A 26,342-nucleotide genomic window follows, 5' to 3' on the forward strand; every position below is an offset into this window, starting at 1 on the left:
GCGGAGAGATCCCCGTCAGCGGGCGTTGCGGATGTAGGCCCGCACCGCGAGCGGCGCGAAGATCGCGATGATCACCAGCGCGCCGACCAGGCTCCACACCACGTGCACGCCGGCGTGACCGGAGTTGCAGAGCTCGCGGATCGCGGAGACCAGGTGGCTGATCGGGTTCACGTTCACGAAGGCCTGCAGCCAGCCGGGCATCGTCTCGACCGGGACGAAGGCATTGGAGAGGAAGGTGAGCGGGAACATGATCATCATCGACACGCCCTGCACGGAGGTGGCCTTCTGCATCAGGCCGCCCATGAGCGCGAAGATCCAGGACACGGCGAAGCTGCAGAACAGGATCAGCGCGGTGGAGGCCAGGACGCCCACCGGATCGGGGCGCCACCCCATCGCGATGCCCACGATGAAGGTGATGACCGTGGCGATGAGGTAGCGCACGACGTCGGCGAGCAGCGCCCCGGCGAGGGGGCTGATGCGAGCGATCGGCAGCGACCGGAACCGGTCGAAGACACCCTTGTTCATGTCCTCGCGGAGCTGTGTACCCGTGACGATCGACGCGACGATCACGGTCTGCACCAGGATGCCGGGGATGATGACCGGCAGGTAGCTGTGCACGTCGCCGCTGATCGCACCGCCGAAGATGTAGGTGAACATCAGCGTGAAGACGACGGGCTGCAGCACGACGTCGAAGAGCTGCTCCGGGTTGTGCCGGATCTTGAGCACGCCGCGCCAGCCCATCGTGAAGGACTGCCGGACGGTCTCGGCGAGGCCGATGTGGTTCGGGGCCGCGCGGTCCGGCGTGCGGCCGGGGGCGCGGGTGAGGGTGGTGGTCATGACGCCTCCTGGGCGGAATCGGTGGCGGCCGTGTCATCGGGGCGGCCGGTGAGGGTGAGGAAGACCTCGTCGAGGCTGGGCTTGGAGACGGTGATCTCCTCGATGGCGACGCCCTGCTCGCGCAGTGCGATGAGCAGGTCGGGCACGAGGTCGGGGCGGTGCAGCGGGGCGGTGACGCGCGCCGCCTCGGGGCTGAACGCGGCCGTCTCGGTCAGGATCCGCTCGACGGTGCGGGCGACGACCGGCGCGTCGACGCGGTCGGCCGGAGTGAGCTGCAGCGTGGACGAGCCGACAGAGGCCTTGAGCTCGTCGGCGGTGCCGTCGGCGATCACGAGGCCGTGGTCGATGACCGCGATGCGGTCGGCCAGCTGGTCCGCCTCGTCGAGGTACTGGGTGGTGAGCAGCACCGTCGAGCCCTGTGCGACGAGCTCGCGGATGGTGTCCCACATCTGCGAGCGCGTGCGCGGGTCGAGGCCGGTGGTCGGCTCGTCGAGGAAGAGCAGCGGCGGGGTGTCGATGAGGCTCGCGGCCAGGTCGAGCCGCCGTCGCATGCCACCGGAGAACTCCTTGAGCGGGCGGTTCGCCGCGTCCTCCAGGCCGAAGGCGCCGAGCAGCTCCTCGGCGCGCGACCGGGACTCGGCGCGACTCTTGCCGAGCAACCGGCCGAAGAGCATCAGGTTCTGCCGCGCCGTGAGGTCCTCGTCGACGGAGGCGTACTGGCCGGTGACGCCGATGAGCGAGCGCACCGTGGTGGACTCGGCGACGACGTCGTGGCCGAAGATCCGGGCGCTGCCGGCATCGGGCTTGAGCAGCGTCGCGAGCATGCTGATGGTGGTCGTCTTCCCGGCGCCGTTGGGGCCGAGGACGCCGTAGACGGTGCCGGTGGGCACCTGCAGGTCGACGCCGTTGACCGCGCGGGTCGCACCGAAGTGCTTGACCAGGCCGCGGGCGTCGATCGCGAGGTCGGTGGGGGAGGACGGGATGTGGTCGGCCCTCATCTGGGTGATCGTCATGGCCATCACGATGCATCGCCCCGCTGTCGTGGGTCTGTCGTGACGCTGACGCGGCCTGTCGCCCTCGGTCGCGCCGCATCTGTCAGGGGCGTGCGCCACAATGACGGGGTGCTGTTCGCCGAGGTCGTCGCCGTGTCCGCCGAGGTCGCGGGCACGCGCTCGCGCACCGCGAAGATCGCCGCGTTGGCCGCCGTGGTCCGCGCCGCCGATCCCGCGGACGTGCGGCCCGTCGTCGCGTGGCTGTCGGGGGAGCTCCTGCAGGGCCGTCTGGGCGCCGGATGGCGCACCGTCGCGCGGACCGTCGACGCGCTCGCGCCCGCGGCGGAGCCGGTCCTGACGGTCGAGGAGGTCACCGCCGCGCTCGACGAATTGGCCGGCACCTCGGGCGCGGGCTCCGTCGCCCGACGGGACGCCGTCCTCGTCGGCCTGTTCGGGCGGGCGACGGCGGCGGAGCAGCGGTTCCTCGTCGGCCTCATCACCGGCGAGCTGCGCCAGGGCGCCCTCGCGGGCGTGGTGACCGACGCGGTGGCTCGCGCCGCGGAGGTCCCGCTGGAGACGGTGCGGCGCGCGGCGATGCTGTCCGGTTCGCTACCGGACACCGCCGCCGCGGCGCTGCGCGGCGGTGCCGACGAGCTGGCGGGGTTCGGCCTCGAGGTGCTGCGCGGCGTCTCGCCCATGCTCGCCTCGCCGGCGGAGGGCGTGGACGCCGCGCTGGCCGACCTGGGCACCGACGTGAGCGTCGAGTTCAAGCTCGACGGCGCCCGGATCCAGGTCCACCGGCTCGGCGACGAGGTGCGGGTCTACACCCGCACCCTCCGCGACATCACCGCCGCGGTGCCCGAGATCGTCGCGCTGGCCCGGGAACTGCCGTGCCGGTCCGTCGTGCTCGACGGGGAGTCGCTCGCCCTCACCGACGCCGGTCGGCCGCGGCCCTTCCAGGAGACGATGAGCCGGTTCGGATCGAGCGAGTCCAGTGAGACGGTGCTGCGCCCGTACTTCTTCGACTGCCTGCACCTCGACGGCCGCGATCTGCTGGACGAGCCGCTGTCCGTCCGGCTCGACGCGCTGCAGGCGGTGGCGGGGGAGCTGCGCATCCCCGCGCTGGCCCGGCCCACCCCGGCCGAGGCCGCGGCCCACTACGCGGCGGCGCTCGCCGCGGGTCACGAGGGCGTGATGATCAAGGCGCTCGCCTCGCCCTACGCGGCGGGGCGCCGGGGCCGTGCGTGGCAGAAGGTCAAGCAGACGCACACGCTGGACCTGGTGGTGCTGGGGGCGGAGTGGGGCTACGGTCGCCGCACGGGGATGCTCTCGAACCTGCACCTGGGTGCTCGCGACCCGGACGGCGACGATCCGGTGATGGTGGGCAAGACCTTCAAGGGGCTCACCGACGCGCTGCTGCGCTGGCAGACCGAGGAGTTCCCGCTGCACGAGCGCGCTCGTGACGAGCACACCGTCTACCTGCGGCCCGAGATCGTCGTCGAGATCGAGCTGGACGGGGTGCAGGTCTCGCGCCGTTACCCGGGCGGGGTCGCGCTGCGCTTCGCCCGGGTGCTGCGCTACCGCCCGGACAAGACCGCCGCCGAGGCGGACACGATCGACGCGGTGCGGGCGCTACTGCCCGGGTAGCGGTGCGGTGGCGTCGATCCCGTCCGCGACGAGGGCGCGCCGGAGCACCTTGAACGACGGGGTGCGCGGCAGTTCGTCCACGACCCGCCAGCGGCGGGGGTACTGTCGCGGGCCCAGGTCCGGCTGCGCGCGGAGGAACGCGGCGAAGTCCGCCGGGGCCAGCTCCGCGCCGGGGATGAGCACGAGGGCCGCCGCCACCTGGTCGCCGACCCGGTCCGGTAGTCCGTAGACCGCCGCCTCCGCGACCGCGGGGTGGCGCAGGAGCGCGCGCTCGATGGGGGCGACGCCCAGGTTCTCTCCGCCCACCCGCATCCAGTCGCCGGTACGGCCGGCGAAGTGGACGTAGCCCGCCTCGTCGACGTACGCGAGATCGCCCGTGCGGTAGACGCCGCCGTCCGAGCGCGCGGCGTCCGCGGCGGGATCGTTGTAGTAGCCCGAGAAGCCGTCGGTGCCGGCGGTGTTCACGAGCTCGCCGATCGCTTCGTCGGCGTTGCGGAGCGTCCCGTCCGGGGCGGTCTCGGCACGCGGGCACTCGATCGAGGTGCCGGGCTTCCACACGGCGACCCCATCGGGCAGCGGGCCGAGCGCGTCGGCCGGGGTGTCCGGGGTGCGGGCGATCGCGACGCCGTTCTCCGACGAGCCGTAGCCGTCCTGGACGTGGCAGTCGAAGCGCCGTGCGAAGGCGGCGACGTCCTCGGCGCGCCCCTCGTTGCCGTACAGGACGCGCAGCGGATTGTCCGCGTCGTCGGGGCGCTCCGCGGTGGCGAGGATGTAGGAGAGCGGTGTGCCGACGTAGTTCGCGTAGGTGGCGCCGTACCGGCGCACGTCGGCGAGGAAGCCCGACGCCGAGAAGCGCTCGGCCAGGGCGATGGTCGCGCCGACGGCCACGGCGACCGCCCAGCCCGCGAGCAGGGCGTTGGAGTGGAAGAGGGGCATCGCGACGTAGGCGGTGTCGTCGCCGCCCAGCCCGAATCGCCGGGCCAGCATGATGCCCGCGCCGGTGAACTTGCCGTGGGTGGCCTGCACCGCCTTCGGCTCGCCGCTGGTGCCGGAGGTGAAGACGAGTGCGAGCAGGCTGTCGGAGGTCACTGCGGCACTCGGCAGCGGGGCGCCCGCGTGTGCGTCGAGGAGCGCGGCCCACCTCGGACCATCGAGATCGATGATCGGGACGCCCAGGTCGAGGTCGTCGAGGAGGGCGGCGTGCCGGCCCTGTGTGAGGACGACGCCGCAGTCGGCGAGCGCGACGTCCCGGGCGAGGGCGTCGCCCCGCCGGGTCGGGTTGAGCCCCACCACGACCGCGCCCGACAGGGCCGCGGCGCCGAGCAGCAGCGAGAACTCGGGGACGTTGTCGGCGAGCACCCCGATGTGCGGTGGCGCGCTGTCCGGCAGCAGCTCCCGCAGGGCGGCGGCGCGGACCGCCGACGCCGCGACGTGCTCCGACCAGCTCCACGTGCGGTCGCCCGCCCGCAGGCCCGCGCCGGGATCGTCGGCGCGGGCACGGAGCAGGTCGGCGACCGTCGGGAGCGCAGCCGTCATGTCAGGCGCCGAGGAACCGCGCGCACATCTCGCCGATCATGTACGACGGCGCGTTCGTGTTGCCGCCCGTGATCGACGGCATGATGGACGCGTCCGCGACGCGCAGCCCCTCGACGCCGATGACCTTGAGCTCGGGGTCGACGACGGCGCGCTCGTCGGTGCCCATCCGGCAGGTGCCCACCGGGTGGTACACCGAGTGCACGCGGTTCGGGAGCTCGCGGCGCAGCGCGGCGTCGTCCGTGTAGGCGGCGCCGGGGGTGAACTCCTCGCTGACCATCGGCGCGACAGACGGGTGGCGCATGACCTCGCGGATCATGCCGATGCCCTCCATCAGCACCTCGGTGTCCTGCGGATCGGAGAGGTAGCCGGGGTCGATCAGGGGCTGCTCCAACGGATCAGCCGAATTGAGGCGCAGCTCGCCGCGGCTCTGCGGGTAGATCAGCGTGGGCAGGATCGTCAGGCCCGGACGGGGATCCACCATGTGCAGCTTGTCGGCGTCCTGATTGGGCGTCGGGTAGTTCCACGGCAGGCAGTGGATCTGCAGGTCGGGGATGTCCTTCGCGTACGACGTGCGCACGAAGGCGGCGGCGTCGAAAACCGTGTTCGCCATGAAGCTCTCACCGGGGCTGCGCCACTCCTGCGCCAGGCCCTTCGCGAAGTAGGCGGGAGTGCCCTTGTGCACCGCGTCCTTCATCAGGAAGGTCAGTGGGACGAAGAGGTGATCGTGCAGGTTCTGCCCCACGGGGAGGTCCGCGTGGACGTCGATCCCCTTCTCCCGCAGGTGCGCGCCCGGCCCGATGCCGGAGAGCATGAGGATCTGGGGGGTGCCGATCACGCCGCCGGAGACGATGACCTCGCGATTCGCGCGGATGGTGGTGACCGACTTCCCGTCGAGCACCTCGACGCCGGTGGCCCGCCCGTTCTCGATGACGACACGCTTGACGTGTGCGTTCACGTGCACGCGCAGGTTCGGTCGCGCGCCGCGGAGGTAGCCGTGCGCGGAGCTGAACCGCGTTCCGCCCGAGGCGCTCTGTTGGAAGACGCTGACGCCCTCCTGGGAGGGGCCGTTGTAGTCCTCGATGACCGGTGTGTCCAGTGCGGAGGAGAGGGCCTGCATGTACGACCGGGTGGCCGCCGTGAGGTGCTGCTGGCGCGTGACCTCGATGGGGCCGCCGGTGCCGCGGAGGTCGGTCGCGCCGTCCTCCCAGTTCTCGAGCCGTTTGAACGCGGGCAGCACGCCCTCGTAGTCCCAGCCGGTGGCGCCCTCGGCGGCCCACGAGTCGTAGTTCGCGCGGTTGCCGCGCACGAAGAGCATGCCGTTGATCGAACTCGAGCCGCCGAGGATCTTGCCGCGCGTCATAGGGATCCGGCGATCGTTGGCGAACTTCTGCGGGACCGAGTACTGCTTCCACGCGACCCGGGCCTTGAGCTGCGGCACCGTGTGGACCATCGAGATCATCCCCGGTACCTGGGCGAGCCGGGTGTTGTCGTTGCGGCCGGCTTCGAGCAGCGCGACGGTCGCACCGGTGTCGGCCAGCCGTCCGGCCATCACCGAACCGGCGCTGCCGGAACCGATGACGATGTAGTCGACGGCCTCGTTCGGCGCGAGCGCGGTGGTCGTGGTCTTGTACGGCTTGCGGATCATGCGGGGTTCCTTCCGGCGAGGATTGCGCCCAGGGCGCGGAGATGGGCCGTCGCGCCGCCGAGCGCGAACTCCGCGCGCTTGGCCGCCACGAAATAGCGATGGGTGGGGTGATCGGTGTCGATGCCGACGCCGCCGTGCACGTGGACAGTGGTGTGCGCCACCCGATGTCCGGCCTCGGCGGCCCAGAACTTGGCGGTGGCGATCTCGGCGGTCGCGTCGAGCCCCTCGGACTCGCGCCAGGCCGCTTCGAGCACGGTGAGGCGGACGGCCTCGACGTCGATGTAGGCGTCCGCCAGACGCTGCCGCACCGCCTGGAAGCTGCCGATCTGCTTGCCGAACTGCTCGCGGGTCCGGGCGTAGTCGGCGGTCAGTTCGAGCGCCCGCTCGGTGATTCCCGCCTGCAGGGCGCACCAGCCGATGGTCGCGAGCCGGCGGGCCCGGGCGGGGGCGCCGTCGCCGACGAGCCTGGCCTCGCGCGGGAGCGTCACCGCGGCGGCCTCCACGAGCGCGGCGTCGGACCCGTTCACCACGTGCTGCCGGGTGATGCTGATGCCCTTGGCTTCCCGGGGCAGCAGGAAGAGCGCGGGGCCCTCGGTGGTGATCGCCTCGATCAGCAAGGTGTCGGCGAAGGCCGCGGACGAGACCGCGGTCTGGGCGCCGTTGAGCCGCCACCCGTCGGGCGAGACCGTCGCCGTGAAGCCGGTGTGCTCGTCGCCGAAGACGACGGCGACGGTGTCCTCGCCCCGCAGCACGGGGACGAGCCACTTCTCGATCTGCTCGGGCGTGCCGTACTCGGCGAGGGTCTCGGCGCCGACGAGGACGGTGTCCAGGTACGGCGCGGGGGCGACCGTGCGACCGAGTTCCGCGAGCACCGCGGCGTGCGCGGTGACGCCGAGACCTCCGCCGCCGACCGACGCGGGCAGCGCCGCGTCGAGAACGCCGGACCGGGCCAGCACGGCCCACAGCTCGCGGGAGAAGCCCGCATCGCCGGGCTTCGGGTTCTTCTCGAACCAGTCCTCGGTGATCCGTCGCGTGAGCGCGGCGAGGTCGGTCTGTGCCTCGGGAACAGTGAAGTCCATGGGTCCTCCTTCGCCTCAGCGGCTCACGGGCAGGTGCAGTCCCGCACCCGCGATCAGGTCGCGCTGGATCTCGTTGGTGCCGCCGCCGAAGGTGAGGATCAGCGAGCTGCGGTGCAGCCGTTCGATCCGTCCCCGCAGCAGCGTGCCCGGCGACTTCGCGCGGACGATGCCCGCGCTGCCCAGCACCTCCATCAGGAGGCGGTAGCCCTCGGTGGCGTACTCGGTGCCGAAGACCTTGGTGGCGGAGGCGTCGGCGGGACCGAGCTCGCTGTGGTCGGCGGCCCAGGCGATCTTCCAGTTCCGCAGCTTGAGGTACTGGGCGTGGGCGTACACGCGGGCGAGGTGGGTCTGCACCCACTCGGCGTCGATCACGCGCGAGCCGTCGGCCAGCCTGGTGTTCTGCGCCCAGTGCCGCACCTGCCGTTCCGAGTCGAGCAGGGGCGCCGCGGAGGTGAGGGCCACGCGCTCGTGGTTGAGCTGGTTGGTGATGAGCTTCCAGCCGCCGTGCAGCTCGCCGACGACCGAGGTCACCGGTACCCGGACGTCCTGGTAGTAGGTGGCGGAGGTGCCCGGCCCGGCGACGGTGTGCACCTTGGTCCAGGAGAAGCCCTCGGCCTCGGTGGGCACCACGAGGATCGAGACGCCGCGGTGACGCTGCGCCTCGGGGTCGGTCCGTGCGGCGAGCCAGATGTAGTCCGCGTACTCGATGAGCGAGGTCCACATCTTCTGGCCGTTGATGACGTAGTCGTCGCCGTCGCGGACCGCGCGCGTGCGCAGGGAGGCGAGGTCGGTGCCCGCCTCCGGCTCGGAGTAGCCGATGGAGAAGTGGGTCTCGCCGGCGGCGATGCCGGGCAGGAGCTCGGCCTTCTGCTCCGCGGTGCCACCGGCCATGATGGCGGGCCCCACGGTGTTCACGGTGAGGAACGGGACGGGTACGCCCGCGACGGCGGCCTCGTCGGTGAAGATCAGCTGGTCCAGCATGGGCCGGGCCTGGCCGCCGAACTCCTCGGGCCAGCCGATGGCGAGCCAGCCGTCCTTGCCGAGGGTGCGGGTGATCTCCTTGTACACCTCCCCGTCGCCGTACTCGCCGCCCGGCCCGAGCAGGGCCTCGCGGCGCTCGGACGTCATCAGCTGGGCGAAGTACGCGCGCAGCTCGGCCCGCAGCTCCTGCTGTTCCGGCGCATAGTCGATCCGCATGGCGCCACTGTAGAACAAGTTCTAGAAAAGCGGAACGAAACCGGGCTCTCCGCAGTATTTTCCTCTGGAGGGGGAGCGTGCGCTCCCCAGTGGAACAGGTTCCTACATCGGAGGGTGGCACATGACGCAGGCAGAGGTCGCGAACCTGGACGGCAAGGTGGCGATCGTGACCGGTGCGGGGGCCGGCCTCGGCCGGGCCGAGGCGCTGGCGCTCGCCCGCGGCGGCGCCGCCGTCGTGGTGGGCGACGTCTCGCCCGCGGCAGAGGAGGTCGTCGCGCAGATCCGGGCCGACGGTGGGCGCGCCGAACTCGTCCTCGGTGACTCGGGCGACCGGGAGACGGCCGACTCCCTCATGGCCGCCGCCGAGGGTCTGGGCGGCCTGCACATCGTGGTCAACAACGCCGGCTTCTGCCGGGACAAGATGATCTTCTCGATGACCGACGACGAGTTCGACGCGGTGGTCCGCGTGCACCTGCGCGGGCACTTCCTGCTCTCCCGCAACGCGTCGGCGTACTGGCGCGACGCGGCGAAGGCGTCGGGAGGCGAGGTCTACGGTCGCGTGATCAACACCTCCTCGGAGGCGTTCTTGTTCGGCTCCGTCGGGCAGCCCAACTACGCCGCGGCCAAGGCGGGCATCGCGGCGCTGACCATCGCCACAGCGCGGGGCCTCGGCCGCTACGGCGTCCGCGCCAACGCGATCTGCCCCCGCGCCCGGACCGCCATGACGGAGGGCGTCTTCGGTGACGCCCCCGACGGTGCCGTCGACCCGCTGTCCGTCGACCACGTCGCGCGCTTCGTGCGCTTCCTCGCCGGGCCGGAGGCCGCGAAGGTCAACGGGCAGGTCTTCGTCGTGCACGGCGGCATGGTCGCGCTGATGGCACCGCCGAGCCTGGAGGCCCGGTTCGACGCCGAGGGCGGCCAATGGGACGACGCCGGACTCGCCGCCGCCGTCGGCGACTACTTCGCGGACCGCGACGACCGCATGTTCGTCGCAGCACAGCTGGAGGGCTGATCATGACGAGCACGACCGGAAGACTCAGTGGGAAGCGGGCGCTCGTCACGGGCGCCGCGCGCGGACAGGGCGCCGCCGTCGCGCGACGGTTCGTCGCGGAGGGCGCGCAGGTGCTGCTCGGCGACGTGCTGGACGAGCAGGGCGAGGCGCTCGCGGCCGAACTCGGAGACGCCGCGGTGTACCGGCACCTCGACGTGACCAGCGAGGACGATTGGGCCGCCGCGGTCGCCGAGGTGCAGGAGCGCTTCGGCGGGCTCGACGTGCTGGTCAACAACGCTGGCGTGCTCTTCTTCTCGGCGCTCGAGCAGACCTCCCTCGCCGATTACGAGCGCGTGATCCGGATCAACCAGTTCGGCTGCTTCCTCGGCATGCGCGCCGCCGTCGAGCCGATGAAGGCCGCGGGCGGCGGGTCGATCGTCAACACCTCGTCGGTCGAGGGCCTGGGCGGGATGCCCTACCTGACCGCGTACACCGCCAGCAAGTTCGCGATCCGCGGCATGACCAAGTCCGCCGCGATGGAGCTGGGGCAGTACGGCATCCGCGTCAATTCGGTGCACCCGGGCATGATCGACACCGCGATGGTGGCGGACGCGCTGGGCGGCAACGAGCCGCCCACGGACTGGCTCAAGCAGCGCCTGCCGATCGGGCGGCAGGGCAGCGCCGACGAGATCGCCGCGATGGTGCTCTTCGTCGCCTCCGACGAGGCGAGCTACAGCACCGGCGCCGAGTTCGTCGCCGACGGCGGCGCCACCGCGACGCACGCGCTGAAGCTGTAGATGCCCGGCACGGAAGCGATCCGGCGGGTGGTGGAGGCGTCCCCCGCCGCGGTCGCCGCGCACGACAAGGACGCCTGGATCGCGCTGTTCGCACCCGGCGGCGCCGTCCACGACCCGGTGGGTCCGCCGCCGCAGACGAACCCGGCCGCGATCGCGCGGTTCTACGACATGTTCATCGCGCCCAACCGGATCGTCTTCGACGTCGAGCACGACCTGATATTCCCGGGTGAGGGGACAGGCCTCATGATCCGCGACCTGACCGTGCACACGACGATGAGCACGGGCGTCACGCTGCACATCCCGATGCACTTGCGCTACAACGTGACCGACGGTCCCGGCGGCGCCGCCATCACCGGGCTGTACGCGCACTGGGAGCTGCGAGGCATGATCGCGGCGCTCCTGCTCTCCGGCCCCCGCGGGCTCGCAGCGGGCGCGCTCCTCGGGCCCCGGCTCTTCCGCACCCTCGGTGCCCGCGCCGCGCTCGGCTTCCTCGGCGGGGTCCGCGGCGTCGGCGGCACGGGCCGGCGCCGGGCCGCGGACCTCCTGCACCTGCGCGGGCTGCAGGTGGGCAAGGTCCTCGCCTCGGGCCGGACCGTCACCGCCACGGTGTACGACGGTGACCGCCGCGGCCTCGCCGTCGTCGACTTCGCCGGTCCGGAGCCGGCGGTGACCGCCTTGTTCGGGTGATCGAGAATTCAGATCTCCACGGTTTCAGCGAACTCGCTGAAGGTTTCAGCGTTCCCGCGTCTTGTGGACTTTACGATGTTCCTGAACGTGGAGATGTATTCAGTGACTGTGTCGCGTCGTCGGATGCCGCCTTCATTGAATATGGGATCCAAGATAGATGAAGCGATCGGAAGAAGAGAATCCACGAGTGGTGCCCAGTTCTCCACTGCCTTGAGAGGGGTTGTCCGTTTTCCAAAACTAGCAGCGAACGAATCGGGCACGGCCTTATCTAGGTAGATCTCGAGACCGTTTGCAATCGCCGCGACAAGTAGGTAGATCGATCCGCGCTTGCGAAGAAAATCGAGCGCCTCTCTGTCGTCCTGGGTTAGGTCGGCTTCATCCTTGGAGGTGAGATTGGCTTTCGCTTGAGTAGCTGCTCTTAGGAGTGAATAGCAGAACACGATGTGGCTGGCGCTAGTGTGATCTGAGAAGAATTGATCGTATATGTCATTCTTTTCCCAGATGTCGCTCAGAGCGTGGTACGCCACGGTGGGATTCTGGTGAAACGCTGCTAGTGATTGAGCGGCAGTGTCGGATGGGATCAAGTTGGACGGCCGCCGCGCACGATCTCCTTCTCCTCCTCGACGTGCACCGAAGTAGGTAACGTCGGGGATATGTTGAAATTCTTCTCGAAGTCTCTTCTGCGTGCGATCGCCGCTCCGAAAGTCTGAAGGTTTGATCTGATTCTGACTGTTGTTGTAGCGAATAATATGCTCAATGAGATCGTTGTCCGACGCCTGGACGAATCGTATCATTACCCGCGCGTTGGCTAGTTCGTCACGTGGGACGCGGCCGAGAGAGCCTGTGGTCTGGGCGCCATTGACGATGGCTATTCCCGACAGACGCACCTTTTTTGAACGCTTTTTTGCATCGAAGCGATGTACAAGCGCCGTAACCCCGTTGTTGAATGCCCAGAATCGACCCGGCTCCGCGCGGGCAGTGCTTTCAATCCCGTAGTTGATGTTCTGAGAGGACTTACGGCGAGGCATGTAGCCTCGAACGTTCGCAGAGAAGAGTCTATCGCCGTATGTCTCGTACATTTCATGAAGCCAGCTTGCGGGAACCGATGTGCACAAAGCCGACCAGTCTTCGCCGGATTCTTCGAACCAACTTGGTGTAGGAACTTCGATCTCATCAGTCACAAGTATCGGAGTTCTTGTGCTGGAGTACCACTCGTCGAGTGTCGCTCTCCCGATCTCTACAGATCGAATGTCGATCGCACGATTCGACGCCACCAGGGCCTTTGCTGTCGCTGTCGCTCGTTCGAGCTCATCCTGGGCATTCTTTGATTCAGTCAAATTGTGGCAGTACCAGAGCTCGATTGAATCTACTTCCTCTTCGAGGATGGCCGAATGCAATTCCTCCGCTGCGGCACGAAGGCTGGTTCCAAGGTCGTCAGGACGCTCATTTCCCAGAATCCAGGAGGCTGCCGAGTTGAGGTCCGCAGCCTTGTTGGAGGGTGGGTATTGTTTTTGCGTATTCGAAGCAATATATGATTGTCCGATTATTGCCGTGCGGGATGCTGAGTCCACATAGACTACGTCGCACTTGCGGTCCTTGCTCCCGTCTGTAATGGAGGTGGCTGCGACAGCGACGATATCCTGAATCTGGAATCGCAGCTCGAGTGCGAACAAGATTAGGTGGTTGGGTGTGAATTGCGCTAGGTCGTCGCGAGTGTCCAATACCTGAAGTGCATCGGAATCCATGTTGTTTCCCCCTCTGTCTCAATGCGGAGAAAAAGATACTCTATCGGCGGCCGGGGGTAGACTGTTTCGACGGAATTTGACGGTTCAAACTATGTTCGCTGTGGGGGTGAGGAGAGTCGACGGATCTTGCGGAGGTGGTGGAGACTCGGGAGAGGATGAGGGCGGCGGCGCGGACGGCGGGACCGACGCGCTCCGGGCGCATGCGATTGCTCCAGCCCGCCACGGAGATCGCGGCGACGGGGGCACCGTCGGAGTCGAGGATGGGGCAGGCCACGCAGACGGTGCCGTTGCCGGACTCCTCCCGCTCGTAGGCCACGCCCTCGTCGCGCACCCGCTGCAGTTGGCGGCGCAGGATCGCGGGGGAGGTGATGGTGCGGGTGCTCAGCCGTGGCAGGCCCGTGGCGATGACGCCGTCGACGACGGCATCGTCGGAGAACGCGAGGATGGCCTTGCCCACGCCGGTGGCGTGCGCCGGCATCCGGCCTCCGACTCGAGACGGCAGGTCCGGCGCATCCGGGCCGGGCAGGACCTCGAAGTAGACCACCTCGGTGCCCTCGAGTCGCGCGAGGTGGACGGTGTTGCGGGTGGCGGACCGCAGGTCGGCGAGCACCGGCCGCGCCGCGTCGACGAGATCGCGGTGCCCCGTGGCGAGCTGGCCGATCTCGAACAGCCGCAACCCCAGTCGCAGGTCGGTCCCGGACCGCTCGAGCAGGCCGGCGGCCACGAGATGTCCGGCGAGGCGGTGCACCGTCGATTTGGGGAGCGCGGTGCGCCGCGCCAGCTCGGACACGCCGAGCCCGCCGTCCCCGGGCCGGTAGGCCGAGAGCAGCGCGGAGATCCGGTCGACGGTGGCGCCGTCGTTCCGCTCAGCGGGACACATGCGCCCAGTGTGCCAGCCCGGCTCCGCGGCCGGGAGGGCTATCCGCGATCGACGATCGGCCCGACGAACCGGACGAGGAGCTCGTGCTCGTACGCGGCGCTGGCGCCGGGGTGCGCGAGGAGGCCGACGATGACGCGGACGACCCAGTCGAAGACCTGCGGGTCGGCGAGCTCGGGGAGGTCCGTGGCGACGCGCGAGCGCGCCGCCGCCGCGGCGAGCGCCCCGGCGTTCTCGGCGAGGACCGGGCCCACCGCGAAGTCCTCCGAGGCGAACCAGGCGAGCAGCTCGGGACGGTCCCGCACGTAGGCCACCGCCGACTCGATCACGGCGACGAGGCGCTCCGGGGCGGATCCTCGCGGCGACTCCGTCGAAGCGAGGTGGTCGAGGGCCCTGGACATCTCGCGCAGCACGTACGCGGACCGCAGCAGCTCGCGGTTCGCGAAGTACCGGTAGAGCGTGGCGCGGGAGCAGCCCGCGGCCCGCGCGATGTCATCCATGCCCACCGCGGCGACACCGTGCTCGGCGAACAGGCCGGCCGCCGCGTCGAGGATGCGCTCCGCCGCGCCGGACCGGGCGGCCGCGGCCCAGCTGTTCGGCGTGGCGGAGGTCATGGCGGTCATCCTACGGAGATCGGCACCGTCGTCGGGCGGCGCACGTAGGCGCCGGGCGCCCAGCGGACCCCGTCGAGGTCGACCGCGAACTCCGGGATGCGGGTCAGCAGCTCCTCGAGGGCGACCCGTGACTGCATGCGCGCGGCCGCGGCCCCCAGACAGTGGTGCGGACCCTGCGCGAAGGTGAGGATGTTGCGCGGATTCCGCCGGACGTCGAGTTCGTCGGCGTTCTCGCCGAAGACCCGCTCGTCGCGGTTGGCGGCGCCGTAGAGCAGCAGCACCCGCCGGTCGGCGGGGATCGTCGTGCCGTCGACGTCCACCGGCCGGGTGGTCGTGCGACCGAGCCCCTGCACCGGCGAGGTGAGCCGCAGGAACTCCTCGACCGCGGCGGGGATCAGCGCGGGATCCCCCGCCAGGAGGCGCCGCTGATCCGGATTGCGCTGCAAGAGCTGGACGGCTCCGCCGAGCAGGCCCGTGGTGGTGTCGTTGCCGCCGGCCACCATCGTGAAGGTGAAGCCGAGGATCGAGACCACGCCCGCCGGGTCGCCGTCGGCGCCGACGCCGGCCGCGACCAGGTGCGAGACGACGTCGTCCTCGGGCTCGGTGCGCCGCCGCTCGATGAGCGCCGCGAAGTAGGCCATCAGCTCGCCGACCGCGTCGGCGGCGGAGGAGACGGCCGAGGCGAGGTCGCCACCTCCGGAGTTCGCGGCGACGATGCTCTCGGTCCAGCCGTCGAAGCGCCCGCGGTCCGCGGCGGGGACACCGAGGTAGTGCGCGACGACCATGGACGGGAGCGGCTTGAACAGCTCGTGCACGACGTCGCCGCCGCCCTGCGCCCGCAGGCGCTCGATCCGATCCACGACGAAGGCGCGGACGTCAGGCTCGATCGCGGCGACCTGCCGCGGCGTGAAACCGCGCGCGACGAGGCGTCGGAACGCGGTGTGCACCGGCGGATCCTGCATCACCATCGGCGGGTTCTCCTGCAGGCCGATCTTCTCGAGCTCGCCGTAGTGCAACGTCAGGCCCTGTGCCGACGAGAAATCGCCGGGCTCGCGGAGTGCGCGCCACACGTCGGCGTGCCGGGGCAGGACGTAGTACTCGAGATCCTCCCCGTCGAGCGGGTCGGCCCGGTGCACCGCACCCGTGGCGCGCAGGTCGCGGTACAGGGGGAACGGGTCCGCCCAGGTGTCGGCGGAGCGGGGAGCGAAGGCGGCTGCGGGCATGGGATGCTCCTGAACGAGACAAAATAGATCGAACGTCTCGAATGTAAGACTATTGGATCCAAACGTCAATGGGGCCGGCCGTCGAAGGTGGTGTCCCGCTCAGCGGAACGCGAGCGTGGACGGGGCCACACAGCGCGGCCGACGATGGCGGCATGACGGAGAAAGTAACCGCGGCCATCGTCGGCCCTGGGAACATCGGTACGGACCTGCTGGCCAAACTGCGACGGAGCGAGCACGTCGACGTGCGCTACATGGTGGGCGTCGACCCGGAATCGGACGGCCTCAAGCGGGCCGCCGAGCTCGGGCTGGAGACCTCGGCCGAGGGGGTGGACTGGCTGCTCGCGCGACCGGAGCCGCCGCAGCTGGTCTTCGAGGCGACCGCGGCGAAGGCGCACCGCGCCAACGCGCCCCGGTACGCGGAGGCGGGCATCGTCGCCGTCGACCTGACGCCCGCGGCCGTCGGGCCGCTGGCCTGCCCGGTCGTGAACCTCGAGGCCCAACTGGACGCGCCCAACGTCAACATGATCACGTGCGGCGGGCAGGCGACGATCCCGATCGTGCACGCCGTCAGCCGTGTCACCCCGGTGAGCTACGCGGAGATCGTGGCATCGGTGTCGTCGCGCTCCGCGGGTCCCGGCACGCGCGCCAACATCGACGAGTTCACCGAGACCACCGCCCGCGCCATCGAGGAGGTCGGCGGCGCGTCCAAGGGCAAGGCGATCATCATCATCAATCCGGTCGAGCCGCCGATGATCATGCGCGACACCGTGTTCTGCGCCATCGACCCCGATGCCGACCGTGAGGCCATCACCGCCTCGATCGAGAAGATGGTGGCCGACGTGCAGGTCTACGTGCCGGGCTACACGCTCAAGGCGCCGCCGCAGTACGACGAGCCCCGGCCCGGGTGGGAGGGCAAGGCGCGCGTCGCGGTCTTCCTCGAGGTCGCGGGCAACGGCGACTACCTGCCCACGTACGCGGGCAATCTCGACATCATGACCGCCGCCGCCGCGCGCGCGGGCGAGCTGCTCGCGCAGCGGATCCTGACAGGAGCGAACGCATGACCGGCATCAACGGCGACCTCTGGAGCGACCCGAACCGGGACGTGCGCATCGTCGACACGTCGCTGCGCGACGGCAGCCACGCCATGGCCCACCAGTTCGCCGAGCAGAACGTGCGCGACACGGTGCGCGCGCTCGACGACGCGGGCGTCTCGCTCATCGAGGTGACCCACGGCGACGGCCTCGGTGGCAGCACCTTCAACTACGGCTTCTCCCTGGTCGACGAGCGCAAGCTCATCGCCGCAGCGGTCGACGAGGCGCAGCAGGCGAAGATCGCCGTGCTCATGCTCCCCGGCCTCGGCACCGTCGAGGACATCCGCGTCGCGGCCGACCTCGGCGCGGGTGCGCTGCGCATCGCGACCCACTGCACCGAGGCCGACGTCTCCATCCAGCACTTCGGTGCCGCACGGGATCTGGGCCTGGAGACCGTCGGCTTCCTGATGCTCTCGCACATGTCCACGCCCGAGGCGCTGGCGAAGCAGGCGCGGATCATGGCCGATGCCGGCTGCCAGTGCGTCTACGTCGTCGATTCGGCCGGCGCCCTCATCCTCGAGGACGCGGGCGATCGCGTCGCCGCGCTCGTCGCAGAGCTCGGCGAGGACGCGCAGGTGGGCTACCACGGCCACCAGAACCTGAGCTTCGGCGTGGCGAACTCGGTGCTCGCCTACCGTGCCGGGGCGAAGCAGATCGACGGTTCCCTGCTCGCGCTCGGTGCGGGCGCGGGCAATTCGCCGACGGAGATCCTCTCCGCCACCTTCGAACGCCTCGGCATCCGCACGGGCACCGACAAGGACGCGCTGATGGCCGCCGCGGAGGACGTGGTGAAGCCGTACATCACCCGGCTGCCGGTGATGGATCGCAGCTCCATCGTGCAGGGCTACGCGGGCGTGTACTCCAGCTTCCTACTGCACGCGGAGCGCGCGGCCGAGCGCTACGGCGTCCCGGCGTACGAGATCCTCTATGAGTGCGGCCGCCGCGGCTACGTGGGCGGCCAGGAGGACATGATCATCGCCATCGCCGTGGAGATGTCCGCAGCGCAGAAGGTCTGACGGGCGGTCCGACGGTGCCCGGGCGGCACCGTCGGGCGTGGCGTCAGTTCTCGATGCGGATGGCCTGCGTGGGGCATTGGGACGCCGCGTACTCGATGTCCTCGCGGTCGGCGTCGGTGAGGCCCTCGTCGGTGGCCTCGGCGAAGCCCTCGTCGTTGACCTCGAAGACGTCGGGGCGGATGCCCTCGCAGACACCGAAGCCGGTGCAGGCGTCGCCGATGATGATCTTCATGGTGTTCTCCGTTCGGGGTCGGTCAGGGGGCGAGGACGGCCGTCACGGAGCCCAGGGGGCCCATGTCGGCGACGACGATGTCTCCGGCGCGCACCGGCTCGGCGCGCGTCATGGAGCCGGGCAGCACGACGTGGCCGGGCTCGAGCGTGGTGCCGAGCGGGCCGACGGTGTTCGCGAGCCAGACCAGCGCGTTGATCGGCGAGCCGAGCACCGCGCCGCCCGCGCCCGTGCCCACCTGTTCGCCGCTGATCCGGAAGGTGCAGCCGACGGTGCGCAGGTCGACGTCGGCGAGGCGGGTGGGCCGGCTGCCCAGGATCACCCCGCCCGACGAGGCGTTGTCGGCGACCGTGTCGACGATCGAGATGTTCCAGTCCTTGATCCGCGAGTCCACCACCTCCAGTGCGGGGACCACGAAGTCGACGGCGCGGATGGCATCGGCCACGGTGACGCCCGGGCCGCGGAGCTCGCGGCCGAGGACGAACGCGATCTCCGGTTCGATGCGCGGCTGCATCCAGGACGAGGTGTCGATCGGCATCTGCTCCAGATGGAACATGGACGCGGTGAGGTGCCCGAAATCGGGCTCGTAGACGTTCATCTGCCGCTGCATCGCGAGCGAGGCGAGCCCGACCTTGTGGCCCTTCACGGCGTCACCCGAGGCCTCCCAGCGGCGCACCTGCTCCTGCTGGATCCGGTAGGCGTCGGTGATCGTGGCGTCGGGGAACATGCCGATGATCGGGTCGATCGGCGCGCACGCGGCGTAAGCGCCGAGCAGCGCGTCGGCGGCGGCGGAGACAGCGGAATCGTCCATGCTCGAATACTAGAACAGGTTTCAGTCCTGCGGTAGGGAACGGCTCAGGACCGGGGGAGGCCGAGAAGCTGCTCCGCGGCGACGTTCCGCAGGATCTGCGAGGTCCCGCCCGCGATGGACAGGCACCGGGTGAGCAGGAACTCGTACCGCGCATCGGCCGGGTCCTCCGGGCCGGCGACGGCACCGTCGGGCCCGAGGCGCCGCAGGCACGCCTCCGCGACGGCCTGCCGGTGCTGCACGCCGACCAGCTTGCGCACGCTGGACGCCGCACCCGGGTCCTGCCCGCCGACACTCGCGATGACGGCGCGCAGGTCGAGGAGGGTGCAGGAGGCCGCCTCAGCGACGAGACCGCCGAGTTCCGCCAGATCGGGTTCCGGGCCGGGGTCGGCGAGCAGGGACTCCAGTCGCGCGCCGAGACCGGAGCCGCTCATCGCCACCCGCTCGTTGGCGAGGGTGGTGCGGGCCAAGCGCCAGCCGCCGTTCACCGCGCCCACGACGCAGTCGTCGGGGACGAAGACGTCCTCGAGGAAGACCTCGTTGAACCGGACGTCGCCGGTGATCTCGCGGAGCGGGCGCACGTCGATGCCGTCGGAGAGCATGTCGACGAGGAAGTACGTGATGCCCTTGTGCTTCGGCGCGTCCGCGTCGGTGCGCGCCAGGCAGATGGCCCAGTCCGCCTCGTGCGCGAGCGAGGTCCACACCTTCTGGCCGGTGAGCGACCATCCGCCCTCGACGCGCGTCGCCTTCGTACGCAGCGACGCGAGATCGGACCCGGCCTCGGGTTCGCTGAACAGCTGGCACCAGCGGATCTCGCCGAGCAGGGTGGGCCACACGAAGCGCTCGGCCTGCTCCGGCGTGCCGTGCTCCAGGATCGTGGGGGCGGCCCACGCGCCGATCACGAGCGTCGGCCGCTCGACTCCCGCGGCCTCCAGCGCACCGTCGAGCACCAGCTGCTCCGCGGGGCCCGCGCCCCGCCCGTACGGCGGATCCCAGTGCGGCACCAGGAGACCGGAGTCCGCGAGCGCCCGCCGCTGCTCGTCGGCCTGCATCCCGGCGATCCGCTCGGCCTCCGCGGCCGCGGCGCTGTGATCGCCCTCGACCTCGTAGTCCAGCCCACGACGCACCCCTGCCAGTGCGAGTTCAGCCGCGCGCGTGCGCCATCCGGGGGTGTCGCCGAGCAGCAGGCGCAGTGCCGTGGCGCGGCGCAGGTAGAGGTGCGCGTCGTGCTCGAAGGTGAAGCCGATGCCGCCCAGCACCTGGATCGCGTCCTTCGCGTTCGCCACGGCGGCGTCGAGCGCACCGGCCGCGGCGACGGCGGCCGCCAGGTGATGCTCCCCGCCGGCCCCGACGGACCGGGCCGCGTCCCAGGCCAGCGCCGCGGACTGCTCGGCGCGGCACAGCATGTCGGCGACGATCTGCTTGATCGCCTGGAAGGAGCCGATCGGCTTGCCGAACTGCACGCGCACCTTGGAGTACTCGGCGGCGGTGCGCAGGGTCCACGCGGCGACGCCGGCGGCCTCGGCCGCGGCGAAGGTCGCGAGCGCGGCACGGGCGTCGTCGCCGGTCAGCCCGGGGATCTCGGTCGCCGCGTCGAAGTCGGGGGTCTCCAGGTGGATCCGGGCGAGCGGCCGGGAGGTGTCGAGGCCGGGCAGCGGTTCGACGGTGACACCGGGATGCCCGGGCGGGAGCAGATGCCAGGCGCCCGACGGCGACTCGAGCAGCAGATGCGACTGCGGGGTGGCATCCGGGGCGAGCGCGCCGTCACCGTCGACGGCGATCGCTGCCCGCGCCTCGCCGGCGGCGAGATCCGCGCGTACGGCGGCGAGCCGGTCCGTTCCGCCCAGGTACCGCTCCAGGAGGACGCCCACGGCGACGGTGCCCGCCACGGGGCCGGGGGCGAGAACGGTGGTGGCGGCCTCGACGGCGGCCGCGGCGTCGTCGGCGGTGCCGCCGAACCCGCCGAGGTCCTCGCTCAGCGTGATGCCGAAGACGCCGATGTCCGCCAGTCCGCGCCAGGCCTTTTCGACCGCGCCGGCGTCGCCGGAGCGGACCGCGTCGACGGGGTGCGCGCGCTCGGCCCAGTCGCGGATCGACTCGGCGAGGGCGGTCTGGACATCGGTGATCGCGAGGGCCACGGTTCTCCTTCGGCCCGCGTCAGCGGGGCTGCGCGGGGGTGCTGGACGGTGCGGTGCTGCTGGACGGAGCCGTGGGCTTCGAGCTCGACGCCGCGCTGGAAGGCTTGGCGGAGGGCTTCGCCGACGACGGGCTCGCGGGGCGGGTGTCGGACGGCGCCAGACGCAGGGTGACGGCCCCGGAGCGGCCGCGGACCGAGGCCAGCGCGGTATCGAGCAGCTGCCCGCCGTTGATGGTGGACAGCGGGTCGGCGATCGCCCGGACGGACGGGAGCATCAGCTCGGACAGGTACTGCACGCTCGGCGCGGCACCGTCCTCGAAGCCCTGGATCACCTTGAACAGCTCCAGCATGCCGTCCTTGATGACGTTCGGATATTCGCCCTTGCTGATGTACGAGACGGAGTAGGGCGCCATCTCGCCGTAGCCCTTGCCGAAGGTGCGCAGCGGCTGGTCGAGGCTGAGCAGCAGCGCGCCGACGTCGCCGGCGCGGGGCGTGATCGAATTGAAGGACTGCAGGAGATCGCTGATGTCGGGCAGCTGGCGCAGGATCGACGTGGCGGTGAGCACCGCGCCGGCGTCGATGGTCGGCACCGTCTGCTCGCCGTCCGGCAGCGCGTCGTCTGCGCGGGCGAGGAGGCGCTGCACCGTCGCGGGATCGAGCTGCTTCATCAGGCGGGACAGGGAGCTCGACAGCGCGCCGACGGTGGAGTCGGCGGTGTCGACGACGCCCTCGAGGCGGGCGCCGTCGGGGACCGCGGCACCGTCGCCCTGGGCGATGGTCAGGTAGGTCTCGCCGAGACCTGAGAGGTTCTGCACGCGGACCTTGGCGCCCTGGGTGATCCGGGTGTCCTTGGCGTAACCGACCTCGACCTCGACCCGGTCGGCGTCGACGGTGAGCCCGCGCACCTTGCCGACCTCGACGCCGCGGTCGAGGACGCGTGAGCCCTCCTGCAGGCCGTTGGCGTCGGTGAGGCGGATGTACGCGACCCGCTCGTCGGACGGCGAGAACCATTGCACGCCCTGGTTGCCCAGGAGCAGCATGGACACCACGACCAGTGCGATGAGGCCGAGGGTGGAGGCGAGTCCGGAGCGGGTCATCGTGCCTGTCCGATCAGTCGCAGCACCTTGAGTGCGCCGGGGGAGACGTCCTGCCCGGCAGTGTTGGTCACCGAGTCGATCTTCACCACCGGCTTCTTCAGGAAGGGGGCGAGGTTCTTGTTCACCAGGATCGAGCCGCCGTGGATTGCCGAGCCCAGCGAGACCATGTCGGCGGTGAGCAGCTCGAAGAGGTCGGACGACGAGTTCATCAGCGGGATCAGCCAGGAACCCTGCTGCAGCATGCCGCCGACGGCCGGCAGCAGCACGCCGATGTTCGACATGAGCTTGCCCTGGTTCGACCAGTACTTGAGGTGGTACGGCGAGAGCGTGTCCTTGAAATTCTTCTCCTGCTTGGCGATCCGGTCGGCCATCTCGGTCGCGGAGTCGAGCAGGCGGTTCACCTCCGCCGTACTGGCGCCGATGCCGGTGACATCGCGGTTCAGCTGCGCGGAGAGCAGGTCGAACTGCGGGCGGTCCTTGGGCAGCGCGGTGTTCAGCCGCGTGATCGTCTTGCTGACGTCCTGCACCGATCCGCTGCCGAAGTAGTCGGCGAGGATGGTGAGCGTGCTCTCCACCGACCGCGGCGGGCTCGTCTGGCTCAGCGGCAGGACCGAACCGGCGCGCAGCGGTGCCGCGGTGCCGGTGGACTTCTCCGCCGTCTCCAGCCGGACGTAGGCCTCGCCGAGGAGGGTGTCCTGCAGCACGGACGCGTGGATGTCCGAGGGGAGCGAGACGGTCTTGTCGACGCGGATGGTGACCGTCGCGGCGTCCTCGCCGAGGGCCACGGCCTTCACCCGGCCGACGGTCAGGCCGCCGAGCGAGATCCGGGCGCCGATGGGCAGGTTCAGCACGTCGGCGAATTGCAGCTTCACCTCGTACTGGTCGCCGTCGCCGAGCGGATTGCGCATGTCCATGTTGGCCGGGCTCACGCCGCAGCCGGCGAGGACGACGGCCGCGCCGATCACGATCGCGGCGGAGACCCTGCGCGGGAGCCAGCGCACGGCACTGCGGGTGCGGGACATCAGCGGCCTCCCTGGAACGGCAGTTGCGCGAGGTCGACGGTGGCGGTCTGGGCCTTGCCCGCGACCACCGTGCAGGCGCCCGGCGCCTGCGCGTTGATCTGCGCGCACAGGGCGTTCGGGTCACGGGTGGCGACGGTGGTGACGGGCACGCCCGCGACGGCGGTGGGCGCCTCGTCGCCGCGCGGGAGGTACGGCGCGATCTGCGAGCCGAAGACCGGCAGCATCCGCGCGAGCGCGTCGTTCGACCTGACGCCGCTCGCGGCCAGCTTCACCGCGTCTGCCGCCATCGTGCCGCCGGGACGCAGGATGTGGCCGTAGCGGCGCATCATGTCGTCGCCGACGAGGAAGAACACGGGCAGCGTCTGGAAGATCTCGGACACCGCCGGGAAGGTGATCTTGCCGTACTGGTCGAGGACGTTCCCCACGTGCTGCAGGGTGAGCAGCAGCTCGCCCCACTGCTGGTCCATGCTCTGCATCAGCGGACGGACGTTGCTGACGACGGTGGTCACGTCGCCGAGGAAGCCGGCCGGATCACTGAGTACGGTCGAGAGGTTCGTGAGCGAGCGCGCCGCCTGCGGCGGCACCGACGGACCGACCTCGGTGTCGAGGCGCGTGAGGAGCCTGCCGAGGTCGGCGGAGGCGCCGCCCTCGGTGACGGAGTCGACCAGGCGGGTCGCGGCGGAGGTGGTCTCGGAGATCGACTTCGGCGTCGCCGAGTTCTCGCGGGTGATGCACGTGCCCGGGTTGAGGGTGGCTCCCGAGGAGTAGTTGCCGACCAGCTCGAGGGAGCGGTCCGCGAGGATCGACGTCGAGCGCGTCACCGCCTTCACGGAGGCGGGCAGCGTGCGGCCGGAGACGTCGAAGGTGACCTTCACGCCGTCGCCGGAGGGCTCCACCTTCCGGACGGAGCCGATCTTGACGCCCATCTGGGTCACGTCGTTGTCCGGGTACAGGCCGATGCCGTCGGCGAGGTACGCGCACTGGGTGCTGGCGGCGGCCGCGGCCGTGCCGATGCCGGCGGGCACCAGCGGTGCCACCAGCGCCGCGGCGGCGGCGAGCAGGGTGATCCTCGTCGTGCGCATCAGCAGCTCACCGTCGCCGTCGGGAAGCAGAGGCGGCTGGCGAGCACGGTATCGGCCGGCATGGGCTTGCCCTGCTTCTCCAGGCTCTTCTGCATGGTGTCGATCGCCTTCTGCAGTTCGCCGATCATGGCCGGGATGGTCACGTTGGTCGTCTTCAGCGCGGTCTCCATCTTCGCGAAGGCGTCGCCGAGGGTGTCGCGGTACTTCCAGTACAGATCGAGGAAGGGCTTGATCTTCCCGAACATCCCGGCGAGGCCCTGGTAGGCGATCCCGAAGTTGGTGGCGGTCTGATCGAGCGTGACGATCGCCAGCGACGCCTTGTGGATCATGTTCATGATCGTCTCGCGCTGCTCGGCGAATCCGGTCGCGTACTGGGTGCTGACGTTGATGATGCGGCCGATCTGGTCGCGCTGTTCCGTCAGCTGGCCGAGGAGCGAGTTCACGCCCTCCACGATGTTGTCCACCGAGCCGGGGTTCGCATCGAGCCCGGTGCTCAGCGCCTTGATCGAGGAGGCGAGCTGGGTGCGGTCGACGGGCTCGAGCTTCTCCGGGGTGTCCTGCAGGAGGTCGCCGATGCTGTACGGCAGGCTCACCCGGTTCCGCGGGATCGGCTTGTCGCCTAGGGCGGCCCGTCCGGCCGACGACACCGCCACGTAGAAGCCGCCCGCGACGGTCAGCATGCGGACCGCGACGGAGGTCTGATCGCCGACGAAGACCGAATCGTCGATGCGTGTGGTCACCTGCACGTCGTCCTTGCGGAGTTCGACCGAGGAGACCGAGCCGATGCGCACGCCCGAGGCGCGCACCTCCACGCCCGGCTTGATGAGCGCGGCGTCCTGCGTGACGAAGGTCAGTTCCTTCTGGCCCGGCGGGCGCAGGTAGACGAAGGCCAGCACGGCCGTGATGAGCAGCGCCACCGCGACGGCGATCGCGCCGAGCTTGGTGCTGCGGTTGATGAGTCCGCGCCAGGGCGGGCGTCCGGTGAAGATCATTTCAGGCACACCGTCACATTCGTTCCGCCGGTCAGCACGGTGACCTTGTTCGGCAGCGGCGCCGAACCCTTCGAGCAGGGCGCGGGCGGCGCGCCGAGCAGTGCCGCGACGCCGGTGAACAGGCCGGGCAGCCGGCCCATCGCCTGCACCGCGGCGCCCGGGTCCTGGAAGGCGGTGCGCATGAGCTTCTCCACGTCGAGGTCCTTGGACAGGCCGAGGGCGGTGAGCACCCGGTTGGTCGCGGCGCCGAAGCCCGGACCGTAGGTGGCGGTGCGGCGGAACTCGTCGAGGTTCTCGAGCACCTTCGTCAGCAGCAGGTCGAAGTTGAGGATGAACTCCACGACCTGTGGCGAGTAGTCGTTGATCATGTTGGCGACGCGGGTGACGTTGTCGATGAGCGTCTTGATGACGGTCTGCCGGTCGGCGAGGTTCGCCGTGATCCGGTCGATCGCCCCGAAGGTCTGCGCGGCCGTGGTGTCGTCGCCCTGCAACAGCCCCAACAGGTTCCGCGTCAGCTCGTTGACGTCCTCGGGGCTCAGGGTGCGGAGCACGGGCGCGAGCCCGTTGAACAGGGTCGTGATGTCGAACGACGGGGTGGTGCGCGACATCGGGATCGACGTCGTGGGCGCGCCGCCCGCGGAGCTGCCGGGCTGGATCTCGATGAACCGCTCACCGGTGAGGTTGCGGTACTTCACCGCGAGCCGCGTGGTCGACGTGACGGGGTGGTCGTCCTGCGCCGAGAAGCCGATGACGGCCTCGTTGCCGTTCCCGTCCGCGGTGCCGCGGACCTCGACCGCCGTGACCTTCCCGATCAGCACGCCGCGCAGCCGGACGTCGCTACCCACCCGCAGGCCGGAGGCGTCGGAGAGGTGCGCCTCGTAGTCGCGGGTCTCGCCCCCCGCCGGGTTGCGCAGGGCGGCGAAGATGCCCACCGCGATGACGAGCGTGATGATCAGGGCGATCGCGAGGGTGATGGTGGCGCGAGTGTTCTTGGCGCGCAT

24 protein-coding genes are annotated in these 26,342 nt (G+C 70.4%); 6 read left to right on the plus strand and 18 right to left on the minus strand.

What is annotated here, in order from left to right:
• Positions 1-15: 15 nt before the first annotated feature.
• Both ACLQ3K_RS07640 and ACLQ3K_RS07645 read right to left on the minus strand, forming a co-directional pair.
• Positions 16-837, minus strand: coding sequence for an ABC transporter permease (locus ACLQ3K_RS07640; RefSeq protein ID WP_425998290.1), 822 nt, complete (start codon positions 835-837; stop codon positions 16-18).
• Positions 834-1,856 carry an ATP-binding cassette domain-containing protein gene (locus ACLQ3K_RS07645; protein WP_425998292.1) on the minus strand — a complete coding sequence of 341 codons (1,023 nt, stop codon included), beginning with the start codon at positions 1,854-1,856 and terminating at the stop codon, positions 834-836. The genes ACLQ3K_RS07640 and ACLQ3K_RS07645 overlap by 4 nt, the downstream gene beginning before the upstream one ends.
• A 102-nt stretch (positions 1,857-1,958) precedes the next feature.
• On the opposite strand from ACLQ3K_RS07645, the gene ACLQ3K_RS07650 reads away from it, so the two are divergent.
• Complete coding sequence (locus tag ACLQ3K_RS07650) at positions 1,959-3,476, plus strand: ATP-dependent DNA ligase (RefSeq protein WP_425998294.1); 1,518 nt, start codon at positions 1,959-1,961, stop codon at positions 3,474-3,476.
• Here ACLQ3K_RS07650 and ACLQ3K_RS07655 read toward each other — a convergent pair.
• Genes ACLQ3K_RS07655 through ACLQ3K_RS07670 form a run of 4 tightly spaced genes read right to left on the minus strand, consistent with a single transcriptional unit; the run spans position 3,462 to position 8,933 of the window.
• Positions 3,462-5,012 (minus strand): long-chain-fatty-acid--CoA ligase, encoded by a 1,551-nt coding sequence (locus ACLQ3K_RS07655; protein WP_425998296.1) that lies wholly within the window; start codon positions 5,010-5,012, stop codon positions 3,462-3,464. The genes ACLQ3K_RS07650 and ACLQ3K_RS07655 overlap by 15 nt on opposite strands.
• Before the next feature lies 1 nt (position 5,013).
• Complete coding sequence (locus ACLQ3K_RS07660) at positions 5,014-6,657, minus strand: GMC family oxidoreductase (protein ID WP_425998298.1); 1,644 nt, start codon at positions 6,655-6,657, stop codon at positions 5,014-5,016.
• The gene (locus ACLQ3K_RS07665) at positions 6,654-7,736 is read right to left on the minus strand and encodes an acyl-CoA dehydrogenase family protein (RefSeq protein ID WP_425998300.1); all 1,083 of its coding nucleotides are present in this window, start codon (positions 7,734-7,736) and stop codon (positions 6,654-6,656) included. Before ACLQ3K_RS07665 ends, ACLQ3K_RS07660 begins: the two co-directional genes overlap by 4 nt.
• Positions 7,737-7,751: 15 nt before the next feature.
• A complete protein-coding gene (locus ACLQ3K_RS07670) occupies positions 7,752-8,933 on the minus strand; it encodes an acyl-CoA dehydrogenase family protein (RefSeq protein ID WP_425998302.1) in 1,182 nt (393 codons plus the stop codon).
• Between the two features lie 121 nt (positions 8,934-9,054).
• Here ACLQ3K_RS07670 and ACLQ3K_RS07675 point away from each other — a divergent pair, with 121 nt between their 5' ends.
• From ACLQ3K_RS07675 to ACLQ3K_RS07685, 3 genes are read left to right on the plus strand one after another with little or no spacing between them, the layout of a single operon-like run.
• Entirely contained in the window at positions 9,055-9,945 is an 891-nt protein-coding gene (locus tag ACLQ3K_RS07675; protein ID WP_425998304.1) for a 3-oxoacyl-ACP reductase, read from the plus strand.
• A gap of 2 nt (positions 9,946-9,947) precedes the next feature.
• Positions 9,948-10,721: a glucose 1-dehydrogenase gene (locus ACLQ3K_RS07680; protein WP_425998306.1), complete on the plus strand. Its 774-nt coding sequence runs from the start codon at positions 9,948-9,950 to the stop codon at positions 10,719-10,721.
• The gene (locus tag ACLQ3K_RS07685; RefSeq protein ID WP_425998308.1) at positions 10,722-11,408 is read left to right on the plus strand and encodes a nuclear transport factor 2 family protein; all 687 of its coding nucleotides are present in this window, start codon (positions 10,722-10,724) and stop codon (positions 11,406-11,408) included.
• Between the two features lie 8 nt (positions 11,409-11,416).
• Here ACLQ3K_RS07685 and ACLQ3K_RS07690 read toward each other — a convergent pair whose 3' ends face one another.
• From ACLQ3K_RS07690 to ACLQ3K_RS07705, 4 genes are read right to left on the minus strand one after another with little or no spacing between them, the layout of a single operon-like run.
• The gene (locus ACLQ3K_RS07690) at positions 11,417-13,153 is read right to left on the minus strand and encodes an AIPR family protein (RefSeq protein ID WP_425998310.1); all 1,737 of its coding nucleotides are present in this window, start codon (positions 13,151-13,153) and stop codon (positions 11,417-11,419) included.
• 40 nt (positions 13,154-13,193) lie between these two features.
• A complete protein-coding gene (locus ACLQ3K_RS07695) occupies positions 13,194-14,033 on the minus strand; it encodes an IclR family transcriptional regulator (protein ID WP_425998312.1) in 840 nt (279 codons plus the stop codon).
• Between the two features lie 38 nt (positions 14,034-14,071).
• Positions 14,072-14,644, minus strand: a complete 573-nt coding sequence (locus tag ACLQ3K_RS07700) for a TetR/AcrR family transcriptional regulator (RefSeq protein ID WP_425998314.1) — start codon at positions 14,642-14,644, stop codon at positions 14,072-14,074.
• 5 nt (positions 14,645-14,649) lie between these two features.
• On the minus strand, positions 14,650-15,867 hold the full coding sequence (locus ACLQ3K_RS07705; RefSeq protein ID WP_425998316.1) for a cytochrome P450: 1,218 nt from the start codon (positions 15,865-15,867) through the stop codon (positions 14,650-14,652).
• A gap of 152 nt (positions 15,868-16,019) precedes the next feature.
• Here ACLQ3K_RS07705 and ACLQ3K_RS07710 point away from each other — a divergent pair, with 152 nt between their 5' ends.
• Positions 16,020-16,928, plus strand: a complete 909-nt coding sequence (locus ACLQ3K_RS07710; protein ID WP_425998318.1) for an acetaldehyde dehydrogenase (acetylating) — start codon at positions 16,020-16,022, stop codon at positions 16,926-16,928.
• Complete coding sequence (gene dmpG / locus ACLQ3K_RS07715; protein WP_425998320.1) at positions 16,925-17,974, plus strand: 4-hydroxy-2-oxovalerate aldolase; 1,050 nt, start codon at positions 16,925-16,927, stop codon at positions 17,972-17,974. The genes ACLQ3K_RS07710 and dmpG overlap by 4 nt, the downstream gene beginning before the upstream one ends.
• A 43-nt stretch (positions 17,975-18,017) precedes the next feature.
• Here dmpG and ACLQ3K_RS07720 read toward each other — a convergent pair whose 3' ends face one another.
• From ACLQ3K_RS07720 to ACLQ3K_RS07755, 8 genes are read right to left on the minus strand one after another with little or no spacing between them, the layout of a single operon-like run.
• Positions 18,018-18,206: a ferredoxin gene (locus ACLQ3K_RS07720; RefSeq protein ID WP_013128373.1), complete on the minus strand. Its 189-nt coding sequence runs from the start codon at positions 18,204-18,206 to the stop codon at positions 18,018-18,020.
• A 22-nt stretch (positions 18,207-18,228) separates the two neighbouring features.
• A complete protein-coding gene (locus ACLQ3K_RS07725) occupies positions 18,229-19,014 on the minus strand; it encodes a 2-keto-4-pentenoate hydratase (RefSeq protein WP_224645331.1) in 786 nt (261 codons plus the stop codon).
• A 44-nt stretch (positions 19,015-19,058) separates the two neighbouring features.
• Complete coding sequence (locus ACLQ3K_RS07730; protein WP_425998323.1) at positions 19,059-21,149, minus strand: acyl-CoA dehydrogenase family protein; 2,091 nt, start codon at positions 21,147-21,149, stop codon at positions 19,059-19,061.
• A gap of 19 nt (positions 21,150-21,168) precedes the next feature.
• The gene (locus tag ACLQ3K_RS07735) at positions 21,169-22,245 is read right to left on the minus strand and encodes an MlaD family protein (RefSeq protein WP_425998325.1); all 1,077 of its coding nucleotides are present in this window, start codon (positions 22,243-22,245) and stop codon (positions 21,169-21,171) included.
• On the minus strand, positions 22,242-23,267 hold the full coding sequence (locus ACLQ3K_RS07740; protein ID WP_425998327.1) for an MlaD family protein: 1,026 nt from the start codon (positions 23,265-23,267) through the stop codon (positions 22,242-22,244). Before ACLQ3K_RS07740 ends, ACLQ3K_RS07735 begins: the two co-directional genes overlap by 4 nt.
• Positions 23,267-24,349: an MlaD family protein gene (locus tag ACLQ3K_RS07745; protein WP_425998329.1), complete on the minus strand. Its 1,083-nt coding sequence runs from the start codon at positions 24,347-24,349 to the stop codon at positions 23,267-23,269. Before ACLQ3K_RS07745 ends, ACLQ3K_RS07740 begins: the two co-directional genes overlap by 1 nt.
• A complete protein-coding gene (locus tag ACLQ3K_RS07750) occupies positions 24,349-25,341 on the minus strand; it encodes an MlaD family protein (RefSeq protein WP_425998965.1) in 993 nt (330 codons plus the stop codon). Before ACLQ3K_RS07750 ends, ACLQ3K_RS07745 begins: the two co-directional genes overlap by 1 nt.
• Complete coding sequence (locus ACLQ3K_RS07755; RefSeq protein ID WP_425998332.1) at positions 25,338-26,342, minus strand: MlaD family protein; 1,005 nt, start codon at positions 26,340-26,342, stop codon at positions 25,338-25,340. The genes ACLQ3K_RS07750 and ACLQ3K_RS07755 overlap by 4 nt, the downstream gene beginning before the upstream one ends.

Source organism: Tsukamurella sp. DT100 (genome assembly GCF_049844855.1).
In the GTDB taxonomy this organism is placed as follows: Bacteria; Actinomycetota; Actinomycetes; order Mycobacteriales; family Mycobacteriaceae; genus Tsukamurella.

What these genes read in the sequence shown, in the direction of transcription:
- ACLQ3K_RS07705 (WP_425998316.1), bottom strand. Translation starts at nt 15,867, where the DNA reads ATGCCCGCAGCCGCCTTCGCTCCCCGCTCCGCCGACACCTGGGCGGAC.
- ACLQ3K_RS07725 (WP_224645331.1), bottom strand. Translation starts at nt 19,014, where the DNA reads ATGGACGATTCCGCTGTCTCCGCCGCCGCCGACGCGCTGCTCGGCGCT.
- ACLQ3K_RS07690 (WP_425998310.1), bottom strand. Translation starts at nt 13,153, where the DNA reads ATGGATTCCGATGCACTTCAGGTATTGGACACTCGCGACGACCTAGCG.
- ACLQ3K_RS07745 (WP_425998329.1), bottom strand. Translation starts at nt 24,349, where the DNA reads ATGCGCACGACGAGGATCACCCTGCTCGCCGCCGCCGCGGCGCTGGTG.
- ACLQ3K_RS07655 (WP_425998296.1), bottom strand. Translation starts at nt 5,012, where the DNA reads ATGACGGCTGCGCTCCCGACGGTCGCCGACCTGCTCCGTGCCCGCGCC.
- ACLQ3K_RS07740 (WP_425998327.1), bottom strand. Translation starts at nt 23,267, where the DNA reads ATGTCCCGCACCCGCAGTGCCGTGCGCTGGCTCCCGCGCAGGGTCTCC.
- ACLQ3K_RS07750 (WP_425998965.1), bottom strand. Translation starts at nt 25,341, where the DNA reads ATGATCTTCACCGGACGCCCGCCCTGGCGCGGACTCATCAACCGCAGC.
- dmpG (WP_425998320.1), top strand. Translation starts at nt 16,925, where the DNA reads ATGACCGGCATCAACGGCGACCTCTGGAGCGACCCGAACCGGGACGTG.
- ACLQ3K_RS07755 (WP_425998332.1), bottom strand. Translation starts at nt 26,342, where the DNA reads ATGCGCGCCAAGAACACTCGCGCCACCATCACCCTCGCGATCGCCCTG.
- ACLQ3K_RS07675 (WP_425998304.1), top strand. Translation starts at nt 9,055, where the DNA reads ATGACGCAGGCAGAGGTCGCGAACCTGGACGGCAAGGTGGCGATCGTG.
- ACLQ3K_RS07700 (WP_425998314.1), bottom strand. Translation starts at nt 14,644, where the DNA reads ATGACCTCCGCCACGCCGAACAGCTGGGCCGCGGCCGCCCGGTCCGGC.
- ACLQ3K_RS07645 (WP_425998292.1), bottom strand. Translation starts at nt 1,856, where the DNA reads ATGGCCATGACGATCACCCAGATGAGGGCCGACCACATCCCGTCCTCC.
- ACLQ3K_RS07710 (WP_425998318.1), top strand. Translation starts at nt 16,020, where the DNA reads ATGACGGAGAAAGTAACCGCGGCCATCGTCGGCCCTGGGAACATCGGT.
- ACLQ3K_RS07685 (WP_425998308.1), top strand. Translation starts at nt 10,722, where the DNA reads ATGCCCGGCACGGAAGCGATCCGGCGGGTGGTGGAGGCGTCCCCCGCC.
- ACLQ3K_RS07640 (WP_425998290.1), bottom strand. Translation starts at nt 837, where the DNA reads ATGACCACCACCCTCACCCGCGCCCCCGGCCGCACGCCGGACCGCGCG.
- ACLQ3K_RS07735 (WP_425998325.1), bottom strand. Translation starts at nt 22,245, where the DNA reads ATGACCCGCTCCGGACTCGCCTCCACCCTCGGCCTCATCGCACTGGTC.
- ACLQ3K_RS07695 (WP_425998312.1), bottom strand. Translation starts at nt 14,033, where the DNA reads ATGTGTCCCGCTGAGCGGAACGACGGCGCCACCGTCGACCGGATCTCC.
- ACLQ3K_RS07720 (WP_013128373.1), bottom strand. Translation starts at nt 18,206, where the DNA reads ATGAAGATCATCATCGGCGACGCCTGCACCGGCTTCGGTGTCTGCGAG.
- ACLQ3K_RS07670 (WP_425998302.1), bottom strand. Translation starts at nt 8,933, where the DNA reads ATGCGGATCGACTATGCGCCGGAACAGCAGGAGCTGCGGGCCGAGCTG.
- ACLQ3K_RS07665 (WP_425998300.1), bottom strand. Translation starts at nt 7,736, where the DNA reads ATGGACTTCACTGTTCCCGAGGCACAGACCGACCTCGCCGCGCTCACG.
- ACLQ3K_RS07660 (WP_425998298.1), bottom strand. Translation starts at nt 6,657, where the DNA reads ATGATCCGCAAGCCGTACAAGACCACGACCACCGCGCTCGCGCCGAAC.
- ACLQ3K_RS07680 (WP_425998306.1), top strand. Translation starts at nt 9,948, where the DNA reads ATGACGAGCACGACCGGAAGACTCAGTGGGAAGCGGGCGCTCGTCACG.